Consider the following 25523-nt stretch of genomic DNA (forward strand, 5'->3'; position numbering starts at 1 on the left):
CCGTAGTCGGGGTTGCGGCGTCCGGCCCCCACACCATGTCCGACAACGCTACACTTGCCCGCCGTGGGGCGTAGCGCCGCGTTTTTCGACCTGGACAAAACGGTGATCGCCAAGTCAAGCGCCTTGGCCTTCGGTCGACCGTTCTATCGCGATGGGCTGATCAACCGCCGCGACGTGATCAAAGGCGCCTACGCGCAGCTGCTCTTCCGCGTCGGCGGCGGCTCCGACGAGCAGACCATGGCGAAGACACGGGACTACCTCGCGGCCCTGGTCAAGGGCTGGCGCGCCGAGCAGGTCCGGCAGATCGTGCGGGAGACGCTCGATGAGCTGATCAGCCCGTACATCTACGCGGAGGCCGTGCTGCTCATCGAGGAGCACCGCGCCGCCGGCCGGGACGTGGTCCTGGTCTCGACCTCGGGCGACGAGATGGTGCGGCCGATCGGCGAGCAGCTCGGTGTCACCGACATCGTCGCGACCCGCATGGTCATCGGCGAGGACGGCTGCTACACCGGTGACGTCGACTTCTACGCCGCCGGACCCAACAAGGTCGTCGCGGTCAAGGAGCTCGCAGCGGAGCGTGACTACGACCTCGCTGCCTGTTTCGCCTATTCGGACTCGGTCACCGACGCCGGGCTGCTGAGCCTCGTCGGACACCCGACGGCCGTCAATCCCGATCGCGGCCTTCGCAAGATCGCGATCGAGCGCGGCTGGCCGATGCTCGCATTCCGGCACCCGATCCCGCTCAGCCGGCGGCTGCGGGAGCGGCCGGCGGTGCCCGTGACGGCCGCCGCGATCGGCGTCGGTGTCGGGCTGGCGATCGCGTTCGCGCTGTACAGCAAGCACCGCCGGACCAAGGCGGCCCTCACCGCGGCATGATCACAGCAGCACCATCCGTCACATTCTGCCGCCGAGGACTTCCGCTCATGGAGGTCGCGGCGTAGAACAGAAGAGCGGGATCTGCACGGATCTCGTGCACGGCCACCGGGCACCCACGAGCGATCAGCCGCGGTAGGCGCGTTGCGGCGGCTCCACAAGGACCGCCGACAACGGACTCAAAGTGCACGCATGGTAACCCGGTAGGACGTGTGTGACGGCGCCTCTGGATGGGGCGCCGTTCACTGTACGTAGGCGCCGCTGTCGCAGATCTCGACCAGCTCCTCGGCCGCCCGCTCGGCCGCCGTCGCGTAGTGGCGCAGCCAGGAGCGCAGACCATCCGGCGTGCCCGTCGCGAAGGCGTTGGCCGCACCGACATACTCGGGCTCGCGGCTACGGTGGCCCACATCCATCGCCAGCAGGCCCCGGGGGTCCAACCCGCCGCCGATCAAGGTCAGCCGCGCCGCCGCACGCGCCACCACACCGTTCGGCCCGTCAAAAGACTTCAGAGCCAGAAGCTCACCATGTACGACTGCCGCCAACACCAACACGGGCACCTTCGTGCCACCGGTGATGAGCGCTGACAATGCATCGAGACGCGTCGCGGCCTCCGGCTTGACCGGCCGGCCGAGCGACGCCTCGGGCACGACGTCGCGGGCGACCAGCGTGTGCAGCCGGGCGAGCGCCTGGCGGGGCGCCTTCGACCAGGTGCCTGTCAGCCCGTCGAGGGCCGCGGTCGCCCGCAGCGCGCCGTGGACCACCGGGTCGGTCACGACACCGGCCCGCACTCCTTCGAGGTCGAAGCCGTGCGTGTCGAGCGCCGCGCTGGCGACCGACGAACGCAGGGCGACCTCGGCGGCGACGGGCCCGCCGGAGCGGCGCAGGGCACGGTGGCGCATGGCCGCGTCGACGGCGACGCGCGCGGCGTCGAACGCCGGCCGGACATCGGCCAGATCCAACAGCGGAGCGAGTGGGTCATCTTGCACGGGCAAACGGTATCGTGCCCCTACTGGTAACAATACTTACAGAAGAGCCCGGCGCTTCACAGGCGCCACTCAGCGCAGAACACTCGCAAACTGTCACACCCCCCAACTAGCCTGCTTGCGAGAGCTGGACCACATCGAGGAGCCATCACCGATGAGCGAGACCTTGGAAAACCTTCTCAACGAGACCCGGCAGTTTCCCCCGCCTGCCGAGTTCGCCGCCGCCGCCAACGTGACGGAGGGTGCCTACGCAGAGGCCACGCAGGACCGGCTCGCATTCTGGGAGAAGCAGGCCCACCGGCTGAGCTGGGCCAAGGAGTGGGAGCAGGTCCTTGACTGGACCAACCCGCCGTTCGCCAAGTGGTTCGTGGGCGGCCAGCTCAATGTGGCGTACAACTGCGTCGACCGGCACGTCGAGGCCGGCCGCGGCGACAAGGTCGCCATCCACTGGGAGGGCGAGCCCGGCGACACCCGCACCATCACGTATTCCGACCTGCACCGCTCCGTGTGCCAGGCCGCCAACGCGCTGACCGACCTCGGCGTCACCGCCGGCGACCGGGTCGCGATCTACATGCCGATGATCCCCGAGGCCGCGGTCGCGATGCTCGCCTGCGCCCGCATCGGCGCGACCCACAGCGTCGTCTTCGGCGGTTTCTCGGCCGACGCGCTCGGCGGCCGGGTCAACGACGCCAGCGCCAAGGTCGTCATCACCGCCGACGGCGGCTTCCGCCGCGGCAAGCCCAGCGGCCTCAAGGCGATCGTCGACGAGGCCGCGGCCAAGTCGCCGAGCATCGAGAAGGTCATCGTGGTGCGCCGCACCGGCCAGGACGTCGACTGGGACGACAGCCGCGACCTGTGGTGGCACGACGTCGTGGAGACCGCCTCCGCCGAGCACACCGCGGAGGCGTTCGACGCCGAGCACCCGCTGTTCATCCTCTACACGTCGGGCACCACGGCGAAGCCGAAGGGCATCCTGCACACCACCGGCGGGTACCTGACCCAGGCGAGCTACACGCACAACGCGGTGTTCGACCTCAAGCCCGACAGCGACGTGTATTGGTGCACCGCCGACATCGGCTGGGTGACCGGGCACAGCTACATCGTCTACGGGCCGCTGTCCAACGGCGCCACGCAGGTCATGTACGAGGGCACGCCCGACACGCCGCACCGTGGCCGCTTCTGGGAGCTCATCCAGAAGTACAAGATCACCATTCTGTACACGGCGCCAACGGCGATCCGCACGTTCATGAAGTGGGGCGACGACATCCCCGCCGGGTTCGACCTCTCCTCGCTGCGCCTGCTGGGCTCCGTGGGCGAGCCGATCAACCCCGAGGCCTGGATGTGGTATCGGGAGCACATCGGCGGCGACCGCTGCCCGATCGTGGACACCTGGTGGCAGACCGAGACCGGCGCCATCATGATCTCCCCGCTGCCGGGCGTCACCGCCGCCAAGCCGGGCAGCGCCATGCGGCCGCTGCCGGGCATCTCCGCTGACGTCGTCGACGACCAGGCCCAGTCCGTCCCCGACGGCGGTGGCGGCTACCTGGTCCTGCGCGAGCCGTGGCCGTCGATGCTGCGCACCATCTGGGGCGACGACGAGCGGTTCAAGGAGACGTACTGGTCACGCTTCCAGGACATGTACTTCGCCGGTGACGGCGCCAAGAAGGACGCCGACGGCGACCTGTGGCTCCTCGGCCGCGTCGACGACGTCATGCTCGTCTCGGGTCACAACATCTCCACGACCGAGGTCGAGTCCGCGCTCGTCAGCCACCCGAAGGTCGCGGAGGCCGCGGTCGTCGGCGCCACCGACCCGACGACTGGGCAGGCGATCGTCGCGTTCACCATCCCGCGCGGCGGCGTCGACACGGAGGGCGACGCGGGCGAGGCGCTCATCCAGGAGCTGCGCAACCACGTCGCGAAGACCCTGGGCCCGATCGCCAAGCCCCGCCAGATCATGCTCGTGCCGGAGCTCCCGAAGACCCGCTCCGGCAAGATCATGCGCCGGCTGCTCCGCGACGTCGCCGAGAACCGCAGCCTGGGCGACGTCACCACCCTGCAGGACTCGACCGTCATGGACCTGATCTCGTCCGGCCTCCAGTCGGGCAAGTCCGAGGACTGACACCCCCGCTTCCCGGGCCGGCAGCGTCTCACCGCTGCCGGCCCGTCGCGGAACCCGGCCATCAGCCGAAGCCAACCGAGCCAGAGGTCGCTGACGCGGAGCCTGCTGTCAGCCGGAGCCGGGCGAGCCAACAGCCAGACGACCACGAAGCCAGCGGTCAAAGCCAGCGAGCCCCACTCCATCGGACCAGGACCGACGAAGGGCGCGCCTGTCGTCAGCCGGAGCCGGCCGAGCCAAGCCAGACGACTACGTGGCCGGCGGTCAGAAGGCAGCGAGCCCAACTCCATCGAGCCGGGACCGATGGGTGGCGCGCCTGTCGGATAGATGCGTTCGGGCGCTTCCGGCCGCCGCTCGTGATTCCACTCGCGTAGTGGCCCACCCGGACAACCACGGCCGTCTTTGATCAACAGCAGAGCCGGTTCGGCCCGCAGCCTGGCGGGCAATGGATGGCGCGCGAGCCCGTCTCGGCCGGATGCACCTGGCGGCGTAGTCCCCACTCGTGATCCAAGTCGCGTCGCGGTCGCCCAGACAGCCACGACCGTCCTTCGATCACCAGACGCCGCGAACGCCCCTCGGCCCAGACCAGCATTCACACGCGGACCAGGCTTAAGAACGACCGCCCCCAGCAGCCACCACACATGATCCAAGGCGCGTCGCGGTCGCCCGCACGGCCACGATTGTCCTTCGTTCACCAGTCGCGGCGGATGACCCCGGTTGGCGGCGCCGGGGTGGTTCTCTCCCGGCGCGGCGGCGGGTGACCACGGGATGGGCGCGTATGCGCAACTCCAGCCACGCGCAAGCGTCGGCTGTGCGCCGCGCAGCGGCGCATTGGGGTGCGGGTGAGAATCCCCGCCGGGACCCGCCGCGCAGCGGTGGGGCGGAAGCACAGCGGTCGGGTGAGAAGCCCCGCCGGGACCCGCCGCGACAGCGGTGGGGCGGAAGCACAGCACAGCGGAAGAACAGCGGGGCGGCCCCCGGGACCGGGGCCGCCCCTACTTACGCGTAGGTGGAGCTACGCGTAGATCTTGACCGGCGTGTAGGTCTGGCGCGGGAAGATCTGCCCGACCTCGGCGTCGGTCAGGCCGAAGCGGCCCTGGGCCACTGAGCCGAAGACGCTGAACATGTTGTTGTACTCGGGGACGTCGCCGTTGGTGAGGGTGGTGAGGCCGTTCCAGTTGCCGAGGAGGTTGCCGGCGAGCTTCTTGCCGGACAGGACGATGACGCCGCCGCCCTTGCCGTGGTCGGTGCCGCCGCCGTTCTCCGCGACGCGGCGGCCGAACTCGGTGGAGACCATGACGGTGATGTTGGCGGCCAGGTCGCCCAGGTCGTCGAAGAAGGCGGCCATGCCGGCGGCCAGCTCGCCGAAGCGGCCGGCCAGGTAGCCGCCGCGGGTGCCCTGGTTCTCGTGGGTGTCGTAGCCGCCCATGCCGATCGTGGCGATGCGGACGTTGGCGCCGCCCTTGATGAGCTGGGCGAGCTCCTTGAAGGCGTTGCCCACGCCGGTGTACTTGACGCCCTCGGTGGGGGTGTAGCCCTTCTGCGCCAGCGTGGAGGCGAGAGTGAGGGCGTCGATGCCGGCCTTCACCGGGGCCTCGATCGGGTGGTTGGTGCCGGTGAAGAGCTTCTGAATGGCGTCGACGGTGGCCTGCTTGTACTTGCCGTCGCCGTTCACGTTGAGGGAGCCGACGCTGTTGAGCGCGAGCGCGCCACCGCCGCCCACGAGGGAGCGGGGCAGGGTCGAGCCGATGCCGATGGCGCGGAAGGCGGTGCCCGGGCCGAGCTTGTCGGCGAGGTTGGTCAGCCAGCCCATGCCGCCGGTCTCGGCGGGGAGGCCGCCGAGCTGGCAGATGTCGGTCGCGGCGAAGTGACTGCGGTCGAGGCGCCGGTCGCTGACGGCCGGGATGAAGGCCAGCTGGCCCCCGTCCAGGTACTTCTTCAGCGGGGCGAAGGACTGGTTGAGGCCGAACCCGCGGTCCAGCGGGATGGACCCGTTCTCCGGCAGCGTGAAGCTGGGGCGGACGCGCTGCAGGACCGCGTCGTTCATCGGGGCGAAGAGCGAGAGCCCGTCGGCGCCGCCGTACAGGAACACGTGGATGAGCGTGCCGGTCGGGGTGGCCGCGAACGAGGCCTGCGTGGTCAGGAACTGGCTGGTCGCGAGGGCGGTCGTGGTGGCCGCGGCGCCGACGAAGAACCGGCGGCGGGTGACGCCCTTGCCATCGTCCTGCTCGTCTTCCTGGCGGGCGAGCTCGAGGTACTCGTCGCGGGTCGCCTTCTGTTCCTCCTGCACCGCGACGGCCTCGGCGCGCAGGGCGGCCTCGAACCGGTTGGGGCCGAGCTTCAGCAGGTCGGGGCACTCAGGGTGCAGTGACGGGTGTTGTGCGCGCACTGTCTTCTCCATTGGTATGCCTCGACTTACCGGAGGTGGTGGTGGGGAGTGGCGAAGATCGCCCGGACGATGGAGGCGATCGCGCCGTTGAACGTGGCGTCGACGGGGGTGCTCGCGGTCGTCGCCGGGCCGAGGATGTGCAGGATCGCCAGGCGGCGGTCGTTGTCGAGCGTGACGTTGATGAGCTTCTTGGTCAGCGCGTCGAGGTAGGCACCCGCGGTCGCCGGCGGCGCGGCGATGATCGCCTCGGGCTTCTGCCAGGTGAACTGGCGGCGGCCGCCGGTGACGGCGCCGTACGCGTCGTTCCACTGGTTGACCATCGTGCCGGCAGAGGTCCAGGCGACGTAGACGTCCGGGTAGCCGTTGGGGGTCGGCAGCTCCATCGGGGCGTGGCCGTACTCCTCCAGCTTGCGCTTGATGTCGCCGAGGCCCTGGACCATCGGGCTGACGTTCATGTTGTTGGAGGTGAAGCCGGCCGGGGCCTCGGCGCCGATGCCCAGCGCGCGGTAGGTCGCGGTGAGGTACTCGCCCGGGCGGCGCACCTTCTGGCCGACGGACTCCCAGAACTCGGTGCGGCTCAGCATCGTCATGAGCACGGCCGGGATGTTGCTCTTCTTGTCCAGGTAGGTCTTCGCCATGGCGTCGACCAGCGTCTTCGGCGGCACGTCGGAGACGAAGCGGGTCGCGAGGTTCTGCGCCATGTACCGCGCGGTGTTCGGGTGCAGTGCGATGTAGCGGAAGTACGCCTCCTGGACGGCCTCGCCACCCTCAGCGGTCGGGTTCTGGTGCGAGAAGCCCATGATCTTCACGGGGCCGACGTAGTGCTGCTCCGGACGGTAGACGTACTGGTTGTCCCGGATGCTGCGACCGGTCTGCAGCATGGCGGCCTGCCGGACGTCGGTCTCGGTGTAGCCGTTGAAGGCGCCGACCGTGTAGAGTTCGAGGTTCTCGCGGGCGAGGTTCTCGTTGATCTGGTCCTTGGTCGACTCGTCCTGGTCGAGGTACCGCAGCAGCGCCGCGTGCTTGTTGCCGGCGACGAACATGTCGACGTAGTTGCCCAGCGCGTGCTTGCGGATGACGTCGCGCTCGAAGGAGGCGCGGATCAGCTCGTTGCCGTCGTGGAAGGCCGCGACGTGGAAGTAGTCGCCGAAGAAGTCGACCATCATCTCGAAGAGCTGGCGGTCGGAGAAGAGCTGCTTGGCGATCGCGTAGCGGACGTTCTGGTCGTCGGCCTGGATGCCCTTCTTGTCCAGGTCCTCGCGCTGGGCCTTCAGCTGCTCGTACGACATGGCCCAGGTGACCAGCTCGGCGTCGGCCTTCTGCTCGCCGCGCGTGAGCGGGATCGTCTCGGGCTTCAGCTGCTTGGCGATCCAGCCGTTGATGCCGAGCTTGTTGATGTCGGCGATCGTCTTGGCGTTCGGCCCGAAGGTCAGCCGCGAAGCGAGGTGCCGGACCGGGTCCTTGGTCGGCAGCACGGTCTTCGCGGTGACCTTGGCGTTCTTGGCGGCGTCGGCGGGGGTGCCGAACGAGTTGCCCGTGGTCGGCGTGTTCTTGCGGATGCCGAGGCCGGCCTGGCCGTTCATCAGGCTCTGGTTCTGGTCGACGTACGCCGGGGCGGCGGTGTCGACGGGCGTCTCGGCGCCGACGTTGGAGGGCTGGGTGCCCTCGCCGAAGAACTGCGTGACGGCGTAGGCGCCACCACCGATGAGGGCTGCCGCTCCACCGCCGATGGCGATCATCGCCGTGCGGCGGCGCCAGTTCGACGGCTGCTCGTCGTCGAAGTCCTCGTCATCGATGTCGGGCAGGCCCGCGCCGTAGTTGCGGGCGGTGGTGCTGGGGTCGTAGAAGTGCGGGCCCGAGCCGCCGCGGTCGGCGGGCATGGCGCGGTCGTAACCACGCCGGCCGCTGCCGGTCTGGTCCTCGTAGCCGGACTCGTAGTACGAGTCGGCGTACGGGTCGTAATTACCGTCAGGGCCCTGTCCCGGGCGCCGTCTCGGCACGTCTCGCTCGTTCATCTACAAATCCCGATTCCGACGAGGTGGGGGCTCACGTGCGTCGATCGGGAAGGTAGTAGGTGCCAAGAGCACCGACAAGCCGCGTATGAAGCGCTCTGACCAGGACTTAAGGAGTCGCGCGACCACCCACCGCGAAGATCACCGGGGACCTGCCGGGCTTAACCGTGCTGAGCTGCGGAAACAGGCCTTCTGACGGCAGCGGCCGGCCGCCGGAACAGCCTCATCAGCACAGATACATTTAAGGTGGTTCTGCACCGCAGCGGTCAGGCGAAAAGTCCGGTTAGTCGGACCTCGTGATACGTGTCGGCCTGACACGACGGGCCGGCGGCGATGGACATCCGGCGCTCGTCGAGGTCGAGGATCACGGCGTACAGCGACTCCGAGCGGTCCTCCTCCGTCGGCGCGTTCACGTCGTGCCGGCAGATCGCCTGCGGGTGGCCGCCGTGGTCCGCGAGCACCGCCTGGAGGTGCTTCTCATCCACAGGGAGCGTGCCGAGCAGGCGGCGCGCCCGGGCGCCGCGGAAGAACGACGAGCCGCCGAAGTCGCGGAACGTGTCGCGCACCGTCGGCAGCGCCTCGAAGTGGTTGGCGTGGGTGATCACGCCGTCGACCGGATGCAGCACGCCGACGTCACCGGGAGCGACCTCCAGATCGATCAGCTCCCCCGGTACACCCGCGGCGAACGCCTGACCGAGCAGCAGGTTGATGCTCGCGCTGCGCGGCGTGGAGCACGCCACCCGCAGCGCCGTGCCGAGCACGTCCTCCTCCAGCACGGCGCGGAGCAGGACGTGATAGGGCACGCCGCCGGGCCGGCCGTCGCGGTCGCTGGTGAGCATGTTGACGCACACGCCCAGGCCGGCGTCGTTGAACCCCGTCTTGGCCAGCATGCCGGCCTCGGTCAGCGTGAGCACCGTCGATCCACGCTCGTCCCGGGTCGCCAGCAGCAGCGTGTACGGGCGTTGCGCCGGGTGCCAGTCCCAGTTCTGCGCCAGGAGGGTGTGACCGGAGGCCGTCCGCCCGTCCAGCACGCCGATCGAGGTGCATTCCGTGTTGCCGTACAGCAGCTCCGTGCGCGCGTTGAGGGCGTAGATCTCCTCCACCGGTACACCGGCACCCTCAGCGACACCGTCGAGCATCTCCGCCACGCGGGGGGCGTGCTGCCGGGACGCGGCGCGGAACAGGCTGCCGGCGCGCCGGACGGCCGGGCGGTCGAGCCCCGTCGCCGCGAACCGCTCGATGTAGTTGGCGGTGTTCGCCGCGATCATCGAACGGGCGGCAGCACCGTAAGCGACGCCACACTCACCAGGTGTGCCCGAGACTTCGATCAGCGGCAACGGCAGGCTCATGCGCTGCACGCTAAGCGTGACCCACCCCTGCCGAGAACCCTCGGCGTTCCCCGGAGCGGCGGATCACACCCGGTCGCCTGGCAGGGATCCGGGCTCCGGGGCCCTACGCTGAGCTACATGAACCCCGCGGTAGACGACACGTGCGTCATGCTCGACGGGCCGTGGTCGCACCGCTTCGTCAGCGCCAACGGCACGAGGTTCCACGTCGTGGAGGCCGGAACCGGTCCGCTCGTGCTGTTTCTGCACGGCTTCCCCGAGTTCTGGTACGCATGGCACCACCAGCTCAGCGCGATCGCCGACGCCGGCTTCCGGGCGGTGGCCGTCGACCTGCGCGGCTACGGTGCGAGCGACAAGCCACCGCGCGGTTACGACGGGTACACGATGGCGGGTGACGTCGCCGGGCTGATCCGCGCGCTCGGCGAGCGGACCGCGCACCTCGTCGGCGCCGGGTACGGCGGCATGATCGGCTGGGCGACGGCGGCATTCCACCCGAAGCTGGTCCGGCGCCTGGTCGTGCTCGGCGCGGCGCACCCGCTGCGGCTGCGGGCGGCGCTCGCGACCGACCCCCGCGGCCAGCTCGCGGCCGCGCGACCGGTGCTGAAGTTTCAGCTGCCGCGCTTCGAGCACGTGCTGACCCGCGACAACGCCGCGCTGGTCGGCGAGTACCTGGCGATGTGGGGCGGGCCGGCGTGGGTCGGCACCGATGAGTACCGCGACTACGAGCACTGCTGCCGGCAGGCGATGCGCATCCCGCAGGCGGCGTTCTGCGCCCTGGAGACCTACCGGTGGGCGGCGCGGTCGGCGTTGCGGCTGCAGGGGTACCGCTTCGTCAAGCAGCTCCAGACGCCGATCACCGCGCCCGTGCTCCAGCTGCACGGCGCGCTGGACACGGCGGTGCTGCCGCGGACCGCGCAGGGCTCGGGCCGTTACGCGCAGGCCGAGTACGAGTGGCGACTGATCCCCGATGTCGGGCACTTCCCGCATCTCGAGCAGCCGGAGCTCGTGACCGGGGAGATCCTGCGGTGGATCAAAACGGGCTAGTCCCGTTCGCCGGTTGGCGGCCCGTTCCGGGCTGAAAACTGCATTCGTCTCTTGCGGTGTGTGGGTGGTTGGTGGTGCCGTGGTGGGGTCGCCCGCTGACGTCGTGTCTTCTTGGTTCGTTCCAGGCCGTGGGCTAGTCGGATGCTGGTGGTCACGCTGATGGGCCCTTCACTGTTGCTTCGAGCACGAGGACTAGATTCGCTGTCCCTCAGTGGCCGCCGCGGGCGACGCCTTGGCACGGTTCGGCGTGGGCAGGGAGGGCCACGTGTTGGAGGAGACGCAGGAGCGCGAGGAGATCATCGAGCGGATCGCCGCGCTGGACATTGGTAAGGCCACGCTCGTGTGCTGCGCCCGGCTGCCCGACCCGGCCAGGCCGGGTCGGCGGCTGCAGGAGGTCGACACCTACTCGACCATGACGAGGTCGTTGCTGCGGATGGCCGACCGGCTGCGGCAGCTCGGTGTGACGCGGGTGGTGATGGAGGCGACCAGCGACTACTGGAAGCCGGTGTTCTACCTCCTCGAGGCGGCCGGGTTCCAGACGTGGCTGGTCAACGCCCGTGACGTCAAGCATCTGCCGGGACGGCCCAAGACCGACCGGTTGGATGCGGTGTGGTTGTGCAAGGTCGCCGAACGGCAGATGCTGCGGCCCAGTTTCGTGCCACCGCCGGAAATTCGGATGCTGCGGGACCTGACCCGGTACCGGGTCGATCTCGTCGCTGCGCAGACAGCGGAGAAGAACCGGGCCGAGAAGCTGCTGGAGGACGCGCAGATCAAGCTGTCGGTGGTCGCCTCGGACATCTTCGGTGTCTCGGGCCGGGCCATGATGGCTGCACTGATCGCCGGTGAACGCGATCCGGGCCGGCTGGCGCAGCTGGCCCGCTCGACCCTCCGCCGCAAGATCGGCACGCTGGAGGAAGCGTTCGTCGGCCGGTTCAGCGAACATCACGCGTTCCTGCTGGCCAAGATGCTCACCCGGATCGACGCGATCGAGGCCGACATCGCCGACGTCGACGCCCAGATCGAGGTCCGCATCGCCCCTTTCGCGCAAGCGGCGACCCGGCTTGAGCAGATCCCCGGTGTCGGCGCGATCGCCGCCCGGGCGATCATCGCGGAGATCGGGACCGACATGAGCCGCTTCCCGACCCCGGCCCACCTGGCCTCCTGGGCCAGGTTTTCACCCAAGGTCAACGAATCCGCCGGCCGCAAGAAAGGCAGCAGCGCCACCGGACACGGCAACCCCTACCTGGCCCGCACCCTCGGCCAGGCCGCGGTCAGCGCCGCCCGGACCCCGACCTTCCTCGGTGAACGCTACCGTCGCATCGCCCGAAGACGCGGCGCGAAACGGGCCATCGTCGCTATCGGCCGGTCGACCCTCATCGTCATCTGGCACATCCTCGGCGACGCCCAGGCCACCTTCCATGACCTCGGCGCCGACTTCTACGACAGCCGGATCAACCCCGAGCGACGAGCCCGCAACCACATCCGCCAACTCGAAGCCCTCGGCTACACCGTCACCGCCGAACGACCCCAACCACAAGCAGCGTGAAGCAACATACGGCAGGTCCCGGCATCGCCGGGAGCTGCCGCACGCCCACTCACCCTCAGTTTTCGGACTAGACCCGATATTCCCGTAATTCGCTGACGTCTGCGCGGGGGGCCCAGCCCTGATACACGCCGTAGTCGAACTCCTCCAGGCCGAGCTCGGTGGCCACGGTCGCCTTGCCGCCGGTGTACTCGACGCGCAGCCATCCGTCGTGCTCGCCGAGCACGATGAACGGCTCGTCGCGCCAGAAGCACGTCGTGCGGACGTACGCGAAGTCGACCTCGCCGAGCGGCACCACCCGCCGGAACCGCCCGGGTCGCACCTCCTCGAATCCGTCGCTCGGATCCGGCCGGTACAGGCGGACGTTGTCGCCGTCCGGGCTGGCCTCGTACTCCGCGCCCTGCCAGCGGGCCGCGTAACCGTCCCGGATCACAGCTCCTGGCCCTTCCGCCACGCCGGCCCGTCGGCGTCGAGGCGGGCGATCAGCTCCTGCCTGCCGTCGCGCCGCAGCCGCCACAGCTCCGCGTGGTGCGGCAGCCGGGCGCTGTCGACCTTGAACTCGGCGATCACGTCGCTGGTCTCGCTCGGCGCGAACCCGTTGCCCCGGAACGGCGGGCGCTCGATGACCCAGCCCTCCATCGCCCGCATCCCCGCCTCGTGCGACCCGCCGTAAGGGATCCGGTACAGGTCGCCGCGGTACGCCTTCCAGCGCAGCACGTACGCCTCCTCGGCGTCCGGCTTGAACGACGAGCCCGCGTACCCCAGACCCAGCGCCTGATAGAGCTGCTCCGGCGTCTGCAGATGCGCCACCTCGCCGGCGCGGTGCACGAAGCCCGACACCCGGTCGTAGCCGCGCTCCAGGTAGTACGACAGCTGCTCGGGCGAGATCGGCTTCTGCATCAGCAGCGGCCCGCTGGCCGCCGGCGGCTCGAACGCCGGCCTCGGCTGCTGCACGGGGCTCGCCGCCGCCGCGGGCTGCACCGGCTCCGGCTCGTCGACGCCCAGGCCCAGCTCGGCGGCCCACGTCGCGAGCTGCACGACCTCCGTGCCCGGCAGCACCGCCCCGGTCGGCGAGTCCGGGTTGACCGCGAACGCCAGCTGGTCCCCCGGCGGCCAGTTGCGGATCAGCCGCGTGAACTTGATCCAGCTACCCTGCGTGTCCGCGCCGAGCCGGTCCGCCATCCGCTCCGCGGACGTGAACACGACCAGGTGCGGCAGGCCGTTCATGTGCTCGGTCCGCCACGACGCCGGGTCGATCAGCCCCTCACCGTTCCACTCCGGCACCAGGACCTTGGCCAGCAGCAGCGTCGACAGGAACCGGTCGGTGCTGTTGGCCTGCACCGCCTCGAACAGGTCCTGCTCGACCGTGTTGGCCGGCCGGAAGTCCCGCGCCTGCGCCGCGGCCGACTTCACCGGCACCGTCGCGGGCGGGGTGACGACCTCCGCGTCGACGACCTCGGCGTGCAGCCGCACCGGCGGCTCGTCGACGAGCTCGGGCTCGTAGACCGACTCGAAGAAGGACCTCACCTCGTGCGAGGGCGCCGCTCCCGTTGCGTTTTCGGCTGCTGTACCGGCGGCTGCACCGGCGGCGAAGAACGAGATCGGGGTGTCTTCAGCGGGCCGGCCGATCGCCTGGGTCGATTCGCTGTCGCCTCGGGGGGTGTCCTGCGCGCCGGTCCAGCTGCCTACCGCGTCGTCGGCGTCGGCGTGGCTGAACGCGGCACCGCTGCCTGTCTCAGACGTTGCCGTGGCTCGGCCGCTGGCCTCCTCGGCGCGGCGGCGGGCGTCCTCGACGGCGCTGGACCGGGCGACGCGCTCCTCGATCGCCCGCAGCTGCTCGGCCAGCTCGCGGGCGGCCTGCTCCTCGGCCGCCCTGGCCTGGGCGGCGCGCTCCTCGATCGCCCGCAGCTCGGCCGCCAGGTCGAGGCCTGTCGCCTCGTCGGACGGCCGCCACGGCTCGAACGTGCTCTGGGCGGCCGCCGCCTCGGCGTCCCGCTCTGCCTGCGCACGGGCCGCTTCCTGCGCTTCGAGGTCGCGGGCCTGCTGGGCCACCAGCTCCCGGGCGGCCTCCTGCGTGGCCCGCTCCTGCTCGGCCCGCTCCCATGCCTCCTGCTCCCGAGCTTCCTGTTCCCGGGCTTCCTGTTCGGCCAGCTCGCGGGCGGCCCGCTCACGGGCTTCGCGCTCGGCCCTCTCCCGGGCTTCCTGCTCCCGGGCTTCTTGCTCGCGTGCCTCCTGAGCGGCCCGGTCCCGGGCTTCCTGCTCGCGGGCCTGTGCGGCCTGCTCACGGGCTTCCTGCTCGCGGGCCTCTTGGGCGGCCTGCTCGCGGGCTTCCTGTTCGCGGGCGGCCTGCTGGGCGGCGATCTCCCGGGCCATCTGGTCGCCGTTGCTCTGCTCGAACGCGTCCGGGCCCCACGGCACCTGCTCGTGCGGCGCGCGGTCGGACAGCCCGGACGAGCGGCCCGGCATGTCGAACCCGGAAGGCTCGGCATCGGCGAAGAACGGGTGATCGTCCAGGTCCGAGACCCGCCCGAACCCGGCGGCCTTGGCTCGCCCCTTGACCGGCCCGAAGAGCGAACTCGGCTCGTCCACCGGCGCGGCAGGTTCGTCGGCGGGCGCGGGCGCCTCATCGACCTCGGGCGCCTCGATGTCCAGCCGGCTGAACCCTGGCCGGTCGAACACCGGCCGGTCGAACGGCAACGGCGGCTCCGTCTGCGGCCGCCGCGGCTCCTCGGCACGGGACCCCGCGGGTGCGGACAGGAAACCGCCCTGCTCCTGCGGCCCGCTCTCGCCCTGACCCGGGCGGGGCTCCTCGTCCCTGTCCCGCCCGCCCAGGAACCCACCTGGCGCAGGCTGCGGGAACCCACCCTCACGCGGTGCGCTCTCACCGGGCCGGAACGCGCCGGGGTCGACCAGCCCGGGACGCACCGGCAACCCACCCGGCGCGCCCTGACCAGCGGGCCGCTGCGGGAGAGCGCCCGGACCGCCGGGCTGAGGACCTTCGCCGACACTGGGTCGCGACGGCAGCGAGCCGCCACCGGGGGTCGGCCGGGACGGCAGCGAGCCGCCCTCTCCAGACCTGAACGCGGCCGGCACGTCAGCCTCGCCGCGCCCACCCGGCTGGCGGGTCGGCAGCGGCGGAGCGGTCGACAGCGGCAGGTCCGGGGGCGGCTGCCACGCCGCCGGGATCACCGGGTCGGCGTGTTCGGTGAAGATCTCGCCGAGGCTGCGTGCGGGTTCGCGGCGTGGCCAGTACCGGCGCGGATCGCCCTCACGGTCGTCCTGCCCAGGAGCGTCAGCACCGCGCGAGGGCAGGCCACCGGACTGCGGTCGCCCGGGAGCGGACGCCGAGCCACCACCAAGCGCCGTGGACGGCCGCGACGGCAAGCCCCCCGCCGGCGATGTCGGCCGCATCGGCAGACCGGACTCACCACCACCAGGCCGCGTCGGCAGGCCGGACTCGCCACCGGGCCGCGTGGGCAGCCCGGAAGCACCAGGCTCCGCACCGGGTCGCATCGGCAGACCAGACGAACCGGCGGACCCGGGAGCAGGTGACGTCGGGCGCATCGGCAGGCCACCAGGACCAGCCTCGGCACCACCCGGACGCCCCGCGAAGCCCGACGCACCGGACTCACCGGCACCGGGCCGCATGGGCAGACCAGACGAACCGGCGGACCCGGGAGCGGGCGACGTCGGGCGCATCGGCAGGCCGGACGACTTGGACTGCGCTGCCGGGCGGGTGTCGGCACCAGGTGACCAGCCCGGCGCGCGGCTGGGCGCCTCGGACTGCAGGTCGCCGAAAAGCTCGCGTTCGCCCGGCACGTCCAGCGACGAACGGTCCGAATCGTCGAAGAGCCCAGACCGGCCCGTCGGCGGCGGAGCGGCAGCGGGCGTCACCGGCGGCCGGGGACGGCGGAAGTCGGCGGGCCGGTCATAGCCCGCGGCCCCAGTCGTGCGCTCGTAGTTGATCGGCCGATCGGCCCGCGTCGGCAGGAACGCCCCGGGCGGCGCCACGTCAGGCGGCGGCACGTCCCGCCTCGGCGGCGGCCCCGCAGGCGACCGCCCGGCGAGCCCCGACTGCCCCGCGCCCGCGAACCCACCGGCCCCCGAACCTCCGGCTCCCGGAGCACCGGCGCCGGCACCAGGCATCCCGGACCGGGCGCCGCCCGCTCCAGCAGCCCCGGGCCCGGAACCAGGCGGCGCGGAGGTCGGTGCGGGCGACGACGACTCGGCGGCCTTCATGCGATGGCGCTCGATCGGCGTCGGGGCGGGCTGGTTGGGCACGCCGCGGACCGGCACCTGCGCGGTCGCCCTGGCCCGCGGGCCGGACGCCTGCTCGATCCTCGCCCGGGCCCCGAGCGTGCGCCCGGGCAGCCGGACGTCGCCGCGAGTGATCTGGGTCACGAACCACGACGGCAGGTAGCCCTCGATGGGCAGGCCGGGGTTGACCGCCAGCCACCACTCGACGTTGGGCCAGATGCCGGACAGGTCACGGAACGGCACCCGCCGATGCGTGCCCGGATGCCCGGCGAGGCACTCCCGGAGCGCCTCGGGCGACGTGAACGCCAGCACGTGCGTGCGGCCCTCGGTCGTCCAGGTGCCCCAGCCGGAGTCGCCGCTCTGCACGCCCTCGGGCGCGATGGGCAGCAAGATGTCCGTCCGCGCCAGGATGCGGAAGTATTGCTCCTGGTCATTGGCGCGCAGGGCGTCACGCATGGCGCCCTCAGCCTCGGTGGCCGGCTGCCACTCGCTCACGGCCACCCCCTCTGTCGGGCTCGGAACCGCCGCGCTCGCGAAACTTAACCTATACGGCCACGGCAATCCGAGGGGTGCGACCCTGCAAGCGCTCCGGCCAGCATAGCGATCCAACCGCCTCCGAACCCAGGCCTGTCTCACGAGCGTCACCGTCCGAGGGTCGAACGACTACGATCTGCGCATGCCAGGAGCCGTCAGAACGGCCTTTCTGAGTGTTTCATGCTGCTTCGTCGCATTCTTTGTCGCACCTCCGACGGTCGAGGCGCACGCTCCATCTGCCTGCCCGGCCCCGATCCGGCCACCCGCGCCCGCCCCGACCTCGCTTCCCTGGCCTTCGCAGATGTACGACCACCGCAAGCTCGACCCCCTCGCCGACGGCCACGGCGTGACGGTCGCCGTCGTCGACTCGGGTGTCGACGCCGGGCACCCGCAGCTCCAGGGCGCGGTACGGGAGGGTCCAGACCAGTTCCAGGAGGGCGGTTCGCTGGTCGACTGCGTCGGCCACGGCACGGGCGTGGCGGGCATCATCGCCGCGCGCCCCGTCGCCGGTTCACCGCTGCGGGGCCTCGCCCCGGCCGCGACGATCCTGGCGATCCGGGTGAGCGAGCTGGTCGAGCTCGAGGACGGCAGCACCGCCGGCCGGCGCGGCACCCCAGCAGGCGTCGCCGCGGCGATCCGGTCGGCCGTCGAGCTGGGCGCCGGGGTGATCAACCTGTCGCTCGTGTCATACCAGGACAATCCCGGCGTACGTGAGGCGGTCCGCTTCGCGGTGTCGCGCGACGTGGTCCTGGTCGCCGCAGCTGGGAACAGGTTCGCGGAGGGCAACCGGACCCCGTTCCCCGCCGCGTACGACGGTGTGATCGGCGTCGGTGCCATCGGCCCGGACGGCCAGCGCCTGCCGGGCTCGCAGACCGGCCCGTACGTCGACCTCGTGGCCCCCGGCGGCCGCGTCGTGACGACCTCCCCACCCCGCGGCCTCGCCATGGTGGAGGGCACGAGCTTCGCGACGCCGTACGTCGCCGCCACGGCAGCCCTGCTCCGCCAGTACCACCCGGAACTGACGGCACAGGAGATCGCCGCCCGCCTCACGGCAACCGCCGACGGCGGCACGGCAGGCCCGGGCTACGGCGCCGGCGTGCTGAACCCCTACCGCGCACTGACAGAGGAGACCGGCGCCCATCCGACCCGCGCCGGCCGGCCACTCCCTCCGATCGCCACGGACGCACACGCAGCGGAGCGCGCCGCGGCCGAGCACCGGACGCTCCTCCTCGCCGCCCTGACCACCGGCGCGGCCGCGCTGCTCCTGCTGGCCGCGGTCGTCCTGCCCCGCGGCCGCAACCGCCGCTGGCGCCCAGGCCTCCAACGCCTCCCCGAACCCACCGACACCACTCCCGACCGCTCAGCCCCCGCCTTCACCCCGCGCCGCTGACAACCCGACCAGAAACACCGTGCCGTTCGCTTCCCTTCGGACGAAAGACACGGGCCTCTCCCAAACCGGCGAGCGCCGGGGGCGACCCCCGACGCTCGTCGAACCTGCCCGCAAACCGCGAGGCGACGGGCATGGCAGGGGCCCGGTCCGCGAGCAGGTGCGGACCGGGCCGTCCTCCGGGCGCCTCAGCGCTGGGGGAACAGGTGCCTGTTGCGCTGCTCCGTTTCCAGGTAGCGGCGCATGGACTCGTCCAGGGCGACCTTGATCTCCCGCAGCGTCGCGGCCAGGTCGGCGCCGGCGCGCTCCCAGTTGGCCTGGCGGGCGGCGTACGCCTGCTGGGACTCGCCCTGCCAGCCGGCGGTCAGGCGCCGGCCGAGCTGTGAGACCTCGTCGAGGCGGGCGGTGAGCGTGTTGAGCGCGCTCTGGATGGACTGCCCGGCGTGGTCCATGGCGGCGAAGTTGACCACCAGTGTGTCGTCCATGAGTGTCTCCCCCGGCTCAGAGCGGCAGCTGCTTGGTGCCGATGCCCCGGAAGCGGGCGCCGGCGTCGGTGTCGGAGACCTCGTAGTTGCGGCCGGTGGAGCGCAGGCCCTCGGCGGTCTCCAGCAGGTTCTTGTTGAGCGTGTCCTGGTCGCGGTGCCATGCCTGCTTGACCGTGTCGAACGACCGGCCGCCCGCGCCCTGCCAGCCGGTCCTCGTCGTCTCCAGCTCGCGCATCAGCGTGCTGAGCATGGTCTGCAGCTCGCCGTTGACCTGCTCGAACCGTTGTGCCGCCGATTGCAGCTCGGCCTGCTGCGCCTGTGTCGTCTGTGCCACGGTGCTCACCCCGTCTCTCGTGTCGCGGACTCGCCGACCGTATCGGCAGTCACCGATCCGCAACCAGACGTAATTCCTCCCTGTGGATAACTTCCGGCATTTCGCCGCTCCTTTACGATGGTGCGCGTGGCGGATGGCCGGTCGTTCATCAAGTGGGCCGGTGGGAAGACCCGGTATGCGACGCAGTTGATCGCGATGGCGCCACCGTTCACGGGGCGCTATTGGGAGCCCTTCATGGGCAGTGCCGCGGTGTTCTTCGAGTTGCGGCCGGCCAAGGCGGTGCTGTCGGACGCCAATCCCGAGCTCGTCGCCTGTTTCCGCGCCGTGGCCGCGCATCCGGAAGCGGTCATGCGGCGGCTGGACGCGCTGCCCAACACGGCCGAGCGGTTCGCCGCGGTCCGGGCGCAGAATCCCGACGATCTGACCGACATCGAGCGGGCCGCCCGGGTGATCTACCTCAACAAGACCGCGTTTCGCGGGCTTTGGCGGGTCAATCGGCGGGGCGGGTTCAACGCACCTTATGGCGCTTACGACCGCCCGTACTATCGCCGGGAAACGCTGCTCGCGGCGTCGGCGGCACTCGCCGGGGTGGACATCCGGCTGTGCGATTTCGAGGAGCCGCTGCGTGAGGCGGCGGCGGGCGACTGGGTGTTTCTCGACCCGCCGTATCTGCCCGAGGGCGGGTTCGCGGATTTCAAGCGGTACACGCCGGGGCAGTTCCGCGACACGGACCACGAGCGCCTCGCCGCCGCGATGCGGGCCGCCACCGGACGCGGAGTCCTGATCACCATGACCAACAGCGACACCGACGCCACCCGTCGCATCTACGGCGACTTCACCGCCACGACGATGGCCACGCGCCGCGACATCAACCTGCGGTCCGACGCGCGGGCCAGCTCGGACCTGATCCTCACGAACTACTGAGCGCGACCTCCGGGTCGAGCGCCGGTCCGGCCGGCAGCAGCGCGACGAACTCGCCGGGCACCATGACCGGCTCCACGCCCTGATAGCCGAGGCCGGACAGGACGCCCGCCACGGGAAGGGCGTGCCTGCGGCCGAGATCGGTGATCAGTGTGAGGTTTCCGGAGTCGGTACGGACCAGCGCACCCCCACCCGGCGCCACCACGATCCGGTCGGCCAGCACCGCGCCCGAGGCCGACGCCGAGGACGTCTGCAGTGCGGCCCCGAGGTCGGGCAGCGTGTTGCCGGTCGTGATGGCGGCCTCGCTGGTCGTACACGCGACGCCGGAGACATCGTCGAGAAGCTCAGGCACCTCGGAGGGCAGGCCGGCGCCGGACGCGAGCGGGTGGACGGGCCGGTCCCCGACCAGCGCGGCGAACTCCCCCGGTGTCAGCGGCTGCGGCCTGACCTGCAGGAGCGCGGCCTGCAGCGGGGTCACCGAGGCGAGCCCGCCGGCCGTCACGACGAACGCGTCGGCCCTGTCCCCGGTGCGGACCTCGAACAGCTGCCCGACCGTGCCCGCGGCGACCTTGCGCCCGCGGTCGGCGATGTCGGGGACGACCAGGTCAGGGCCTGATGGGATGGCGTGCAGGAGCGCCTGGGCGACCTTGGCCTGGCCGCGTCCCGACCACACCAGCGCGGGCAGGACGCTCCCAGGCTGTCTGATGAGGTGTTTTCGCCCGTGTACGACCAGGTACAGGCTTTCTGTCGTTCCTTTCGCCAGCAGCGCCCCGGTCCCGAGCGGCGCGCCGTCGCGTGGCGCGTTCGCGCCGACGAACAGCACCGACTCGCCCTGCTGCGCGCAGACTGCCCACGCCCCGCGGTGGAGGCTCTTCGCGGGCGGCAGCGACGCGGGCGCGCCCGGAATGCCGAGCGGCGCGCCGCGGGGCGCCCCGGCCAGCGCCTTCCTGCCGACCGACACGGTTTTCGCTCCGGCGCGGTTGATGATGAGCAGCGCGGACGCCTGATTCAGGACTGGATGGACGCGTTGGTCGCGATACACAAATAGGGCGCCCGACTCCTTCTCCACAATGATCGCTGTTTCGTCGCGCCATTTGCCGGAGGTGCCGGGGACGATCAGCGCATAAGCCGCGGCGCCTCCGATGCCGAGCGCCGCGAGTAGCACGCCGACCAGCGTTGCCCCTGCTACGCGCCGAAACGGCGATCTCGGCGGGTCGCCCTCGCGCATGACCAACGCGGCCACGACCCGCTGGACCATGAACTGATACGAATGCAGCTGGTCCTGCCGCGACGCCATGCAGCCCCTCCGAAAATGTCGTACCGGCGCTCTACGATATTCCGTGGATCGCATAGGCGGGGGGCGATATGAGGAAGGTCCTGTACGTGGTGCTGGCGCAGGCCGCGCTGGCGCTGTCCGTCCTGGCGTGGACGGTGCACCCGGCGTGGGCCCTGGGGTTGGTGGTGGCGCCGGTCGGCCTTCTCGCCCGCTCGCGTGGCACCGCTGTCCGGCCCTTCGTGACATCCGTAGACATCGATGGTGTCGCCGCGGGCGTGGTGGAGGACGCCGACGGTCTGGCCGCGATGCTCCAGGTCGGCGACCTGTCCGATCTGCTCGGCGACGCCCCGCCGCCGCTCCCGCCACTGAGCACGCTGCTGCCCCCGCCCGCCCCGGACCTTCCGAACCTACGCGTCCAGCTGCTGATCAGCGCGACCGCCGCCCTCGACCGCGACGCGTCCCCCTCCGCCGTGTCCTACCGGCAGCTCACCGACGGCCAGGTCCTCGCACACCAGCGGGTCCTGTTGTGCGTGCGCGCCCGCCGCGCCGGCGGCTTTCAGCGCGAGGACCTGGAGCACACGCTCGTCGCCGCGGTCCGCCGCGTGTGCCGCCAGCTCACCAAGGCCCACCTGCCCGCCCACCCCCTCTCAGCACCGTCGGCCTCGGCCGCGCTCGCGGAGATCGCCGGCGACCGGCCCGGCCTGCCGACCCGCGAGACGAGGCGCGGCCTGGAGGTCGGCGGCCTGCACCAGGCGGTGTTCAGGCTGCGCCGCCGCCCGCGGGAAGGCCCGTTCGCCACGCATCTGCTGACGCTGCCGTGCGCCGCCGTGACGGTCGCCCTCACCGCCGCCGGCGACGACCCGTGCCGCGCCGCGCTGACGATCCGCCTCGCGGCCCCGACCCCGGCCGCCCTGGACCGGGCGACCGCCGCGCTGCACCGCCTGGCCACCACCCACGACGCCGCCGTCACCCGCCTGCGCGGCGCCCAGCTCGACGGGCTGGCCGCCACGCTCCCCCTCGGCGGCGGCGCCCCGTCGAGCACCGCCGCGCTCGCCGGCCTGCTCACCGGCCGCGACGACCTGACCCCCGACGGCACCCCGGCCCGACCCGTCACCGCCGCCGACCTCGCCTCCCTCCAGCCCACCCCCGCCCCGGCCGGCCTCATGCTCGGCCGCGACCGCCGCGGCGCTCCCGCCGTCATCCACCCGTTCCGCGCCCAGCCCACCCGCGCCGTCCTGATCGGCGGCGCCCGCTGCGTCCAGCTCCTGACCTTGCGCGCCCTGGCCGTCGGCGCCCACGTCACGATCCAGTCGTCCCGCCCCGACACCTGGTCCCCGTTCCTGCGCTCCCTCACCGGCGAGCAGATCACCCTGCTCCCAGCAACCCAGCCCGCCGCCCTCCCCGCCCCGACCCCCACCCACCCCCAACTCCTGATCCTCGACCTCGACGCCGCCCCCACCGCCCGACCCGCGGCCGCTGCTCACCGCACTCCCACCGCCAGCTCCAGGCCCGCCGCCACCCCTGCTCACGCCAACGCCCCCAGACCCGCTCTCACGTCCACACCTGCGCCGTCGACCGGCTTCACTCCCACTCCCGTCGATGGCCCTGACGCAGATCTCGTTGTCGGAGCCGGCTTCCCTGCCATCTCGACCGAGTCCGCTTGGCGCGCCACCCTCGTGATCCGTGACGGGCTGACGCTCGCCGATGCCGACCTGCTGACCGAGGCCGACCTCGTCTTCCTTCAGCCCCTGACCCCAGCCGAGGCCACCATCGCCACCGACGTCCTCGGCCTGACCGCTTCAGCCTCCTGGCTGACCCGCATCCCACCCGAGATGCTCGGCACCGTGATCAACCACCACACCCTCCGCTGGACCCACCTGTCCCCAACCCCCATCGAGCTCCAGCTCATCGGCCGCCCCACCCGCTGACCCAGACCACCTTGCGCGTGGCCACTCCGTCCTGACCCAACGGACCGCGACCGCTACCAACATCCACGAACTCCACAACGCACATCGCGGCCCACCACACCGGCCTCGTCCTTCTCGAACCCTTGACCCGAGCAAATGCCGCTGTCGCCGCCGATGTCCCTGGTCCAAATGCAGGAGCCGCCTATTCCCCCAAGCTCCAATCCACCGACGCTTCCCGGGAATGCAACGCCCGGGCCTTGGAGATGCGCAGAAGGGCACCAGGATGCAGCAGCTCACCGCGTCCCGATCGGGCTTGACGGCCGTCGGCGCTTGTTCGGTGCAGCCGGCTGGGGCAAACGGCGAGGGTCGATGGCTGGACTCGATGGGGCACGGCGGACGCCGGGCACCGGATGCGGCGCGCAGGCGCGGAAGCCGCCGCCTCGCGCCGAAGGCGCGCGGTAAGCGCAGCGCGCAGGCGGTGCGAGCGCAGCGAGCATTGGGGTGCGGGTGAGAATCCCCGCCGGGACCCGCCGCGACAGCGGTGGGGCGGAAGCACAGCGGTCGGGTGGGAAGCCCCGCCGGGACCCGCCGCGCAGCGGTGGGGCGGAAGTACAGCGGCGGAAGTACAGCGTCGCAGCTAGCACCACCCTGGTGGGGCGTGGCACGATCACCCGCATGGGAATCCTGATCCGGCTCGGCGTGAGTGCGTTCACGGTGTGGCTGGCAACGCTGGTGATCCCGGGCATCACTGTTGGGGGGACGACTGGGCGGACGGTGCTCACCGTGCTCGTCGTCGCCGCGATCTTCGGGATCGTCAATGCGGTGTTGCGCCCGATCATCAAGACCATTGGGTGCTGGGCGTATCTGCTGACGCTCGGACTGATCTCGCTGGTCGTCAACGGGCTGCTGTTGATGCTGACGAGCTGGATCGCCGAGCAGTTGGACCTGGCGTTCCACGTCGAGAACTTCTGGCCGTCGGCGGTGCTCGGGGCGCTGTTCATCGGGATCGTCAGCTGGGTCATCAACCTCGTGATCCCGGACGGTGGCGACAAGGACCGAAACCAGCGCCGGCAGCCCCCGCCGTCGCGGCAGCAGCAGTACTACCCCCGCAACTACAGGTAGGCGAACGACCCGGTGAGGGGCGGTTGGCCGACCGCCCCTTACGGTAAGAGGCGTGGAACCGCTGCGCCGTGGGTATTTGTCCGCATTGTCCGCCAACATCATGTGGGGCGTGTTCCCGCTGTACTTCCGGGCGCTGCGGCCGGCGGGGGCGGTGGAGGTGCTCGCGCACCGGATCGTGTGGTCGCTGATCTCGGTGGCGGTGCTGCTGACCGTCCTGTCGCGGTGGAAGACCCTGAAGGCGCTGGTCAAGGACGGCAGGCGGCTCGCCGGGATCGCCGCGGCGGCGGTGTTCATCGCCGTCAACTGGGGTGTCTACATCTTCGCCGTCGACACCGACCACGTGGTCGAGGCGTCGCTGGGGTACTTCATCAACCCGCTGTTCGTGATCCTGCTCGGCGTGCTGGTGCTGCGCGAGCGGCTGCGGCGGCTGCAGTGGGTCGCGCTCGGCGTCGGCCTGGTCGCCGTCGTCGTGCTGAGCGTGGACAACGGGCGGTTGCCGTGGATCGCGCTGACGCTGGCCGGTTCGTTCGGGACGTACAGCCTGATCAAGAAGCGGCTCGGGCTGCCCGCCGGTGAGGGGCTGTTCCTGGAGTCGGCGGTGCTGACGCTGCCGGCGCTCGCGTTCCTGGCGTGGCTGGCGAGCCGGCACCAGGAGACGTTCGTCACGGTGTCGACCTGGCACACGATCATGCTGGCGGGCAGCGGCCTGCTGACCGCGGTGCCGTTGCTGCTGTTCGCGGAGGCGGCGAACCGGGTGCCGCTGTCGGGTCTCGGGATCCTGCAGTACCTGACGCCGACGCTGCAGCTGCTGCTGGGCGTGCTGGTGTTCCACGAGCCGATGCCGCCGGTGCGGCTGGCCGGGTTCGCCGTCGTGTGGTGCGCGCTCGCGATCTTCACCGCCGACGCGATCCGGCACAGCCACAAGCGAAGGGCGGCCGCCGTGAAGGAGCCGGCGACCGCCGTCCGTGAAGCGGTGTGAGTCAGACGACGAAGG

17 protein-coding genes and 1 pseudogene are annotated in these 25523 nt (G+C 71.3%); 9 read left to right on the plus strand and 9 right to left on the minus strand.

All coding sequences use genetic code 11. From position 1 onward, the window contains the following. Window positions 1-63: 63 nt before the first annotated feature. On the plus strand, window positions 64-876 hold the full coding sequence (locus ACQEVZ_RS25320; RefSeq protein ID WP_433370752.1) for an HAD family hydrolase: 813 nt from the start codon (window positions 64-66) through the stop codon (window positions 874-876). A 239-nt stretch (window positions 877-1115) separates the two neighbouring features. On the opposite strand, the gene ACQEVZ_RS25325 is transcribed toward ACQEVZ_RS25320, so the two are convergent. Beyond that, a complete protein-coding gene (locus ACQEVZ_RS25325; protein WP_344509069.1) occupies window positions 1116-1859 on the minus strand; it encodes an oxidoreductase in 744 nt (247 codons plus the stop codon). A 151-nt stretch (window positions 1860-2010) separates the two neighbouring features. Here ACQEVZ_RS25325 and acs point away from each other — a divergent pair, with 151 nt between their 5' ends. Next, complete coding sequence (gene acs / locus ACQEVZ_RS25330; protein WP_344509067.1) at window positions 2011-3975, plus strand: acetate--CoA ligase; 1965 nt, start codon at window positions 2011-2013, stop codon at window positions 3973-3975. A gap of 1012 nt (window positions 3976-4987) precedes the next feature. Here acs and ACQEVZ_RS25335 read toward each other — a convergent pair. The 3 genes from ACQEVZ_RS25335 to ACQEVZ_RS25345 form a co-directional block, all read right to left on the minus strand. Then, window positions 4988-6361 (minus strand): DUF1501 domain-containing protein, encoded by a 1374-nt coding sequence (locus ACQEVZ_RS25335; protein WP_344509065.1) that lies wholly within the window; start codon window positions 6359-6361, stop codon window positions 4988-4990. A gap of 26 nt (window positions 6362-6387) precedes the next feature. Then, the gene (locus ACQEVZ_RS25340) at window positions 6388-8361 is read right to left on the minus strand and encodes a DUF1800 domain-containing protein (RefSeq protein WP_433370757.1); all 1974 of its coding nucleotides are present in this window, start codon (window positions 8359-8361) and stop codon (window positions 6388-6390) included. 278 nt (window positions 8362-8639) lie between these two features. After that, window positions 8640-9722, minus strand: coding sequence for a C45 family peptidase (locus tag ACQEVZ_RS25345; RefSeq protein ID WP_354889438.1), 1083 nt, complete (start codon window positions 9720-9722; stop codon window positions 8640-8642). 117 nt (window positions 9723-9839) lie between these two features. On the opposite strand from ACQEVZ_RS25345, the gene ACQEVZ_RS25350 reads away from it, so the two are divergent. Together ACQEVZ_RS25350 and ACQEVZ_RS25355 are read left to right on the plus strand one after the other, a co-directional pair. Further along, complete coding sequence (locus ACQEVZ_RS25350) at window positions 9840-10763, plus strand: alpha/beta fold hydrolase (protein WP_354889439.1); 924 nt, start codon at window positions 9840-9842, stop codon at window positions 10761-10763. Window positions 10764-11028: 265 nt separating this feature from the next. Further along, a complete protein-coding gene (locus tag ACQEVZ_RS25355; RefSeq protein ID WP_433370761.1) occupies window positions 11029-12309 on the plus strand; it encodes an IS110 family transposase in 1281 nt (426 codons plus the stop codon). Between the two features lie 67 nt (window positions 12310-12376). Here ACQEVZ_RS25355 and ACQEVZ_RS25360 read toward each other — a convergent pair whose 3' ends face one another. Continuing rightward, entirely contained in the window at window positions 12377-12739 is a 363-nt protein-coding gene (locus tag ACQEVZ_RS25360) for a hypothetical protein (RefSeq protein ID WP_433370764.1), read from the minus strand. Beyond that, a complete protein-coding gene (locus ACQEVZ_RS25365; RefSeq protein WP_433370767.1) occupies window positions 12736-17058 on the minus strand; it encodes an SseB family protein in 4323 nt (1440 codons plus the stop codon). Before ACQEVZ_RS25365 ends, ACQEVZ_RS25360 begins: the two co-directional genes overlap by 4 nt. A gap of 181 nt (window positions 17059-17239) precedes the next feature. On the opposite strand from ACQEVZ_RS25365, the gene mycP reads away from it, so the two are divergent. After that, window positions 17240-18487, plus strand: coding sequence for a type VII secretion-associated serine protease mycosin (mycP, locus tag ACQEVZ_RS25370; RefSeq protein ID WP_433370770.1), 1248 nt, complete (start codon window positions 17240-17242; stop codon window positions 18485-18487). A gap of 185 nt (window positions 18488-18672) precedes the next feature. Here mycP and ACQEVZ_RS25375 read toward each other — a convergent pair whose 3' ends face one another. Continuing rightward, window positions 18673-18969 (minus strand): WXG100 family type VII secretion target, encoded by a 297-nt coding sequence (locus ACQEVZ_RS25375; RefSeq protein ID WP_360564049.1) that lies wholly within the window; start codon window positions 18967-18969, stop codon window positions 18673-18675. Between the two features lie 16 nt (window positions 18970-18985). Further along, window positions 18986-19303 carry a WXG100 family type VII secretion target gene (locus ACQEVZ_RS25380; RefSeq protein WP_344509052.1) on the minus strand — a complete coding sequence of 106 codons (318 nt, stop codon included), beginning with the start codon at window positions 19301-19303 and terminating at the stop codon, window positions 18986-18988. A gap of 126 nt (window positions 19304-19429) precedes the next feature. Between ACQEVZ_RS25380 and ACQEVZ_RS25385 the strand changes: the two genes are divergently transcribed. Further along, entirely contained in the window at window positions 19430-20227 is a 798-nt protein-coding gene (locus tag ACQEVZ_RS25385; RefSeq protein WP_354889448.1) for a DNA adenine methylase, read from the plus strand. Here ACQEVZ_RS25385 and eccB read toward each other — a convergent pair. After that, a complete protein-coding gene (gene eccB, locus ACQEVZ_RS25390; RefSeq protein WP_433370775.1) occupies window positions 20214-21521 on the minus strand; it encodes a type VII secretion protein EccB in 1308 nt (435 codons plus the stop codon). The two genes, ACQEVZ_RS25385 and eccB, sit on opposite strands and share 14 nt — an antisense overlap. Before the next feature lie 68 nt (window positions 21522-21589). On the opposite strand from eccB, the gene eccE reads away from it, so the two are divergent. From eccE to rarD, 3 genes and pseudogenes are all read left to right on the plus strand, one after another. Further along, a complete protein-coding gene (eccE, locus tag ACQEVZ_RS25395; protein ID WP_433370778.1) occupies window positions 21590-23428 on the plus strand; it encodes a type VII secretion protein EccE in 1839 nt (612 codons plus the stop codon). Between the two features lie 654 nt (window positions 23429-24082). Further along, window positions 24083-24442 (plus strand): annotated as a pseudogene (locus tag ACQEVZ_RS25400) (phage holin family protein); the annotation flags it as partial. A 139-nt stretch (window positions 24443-24581) separates the two neighbouring features. Further along, window positions 24582-25508: an EamA family transporter RarD gene (gene rarD / locus ACQEVZ_RS25405; RefSeq protein WP_433370781.1), complete on the plus strand. Its 927-nt coding sequence runs from the start codon at window positions 24582-24584 to the stop codon at window positions 25506-25508. Window positions 25509-25523: the final 15 nt, after the last annotated feature.

This window comes from Dactylosporangium sp. CA-152071, assembly GCF_050936335.1.
Classification (GTDB): Bacteria; Actinomycetota; Actinomycetes; order Mycobacteriales; family Micromonosporaceae; genus Dactylosporangium; species Dactylosporangium maewongense.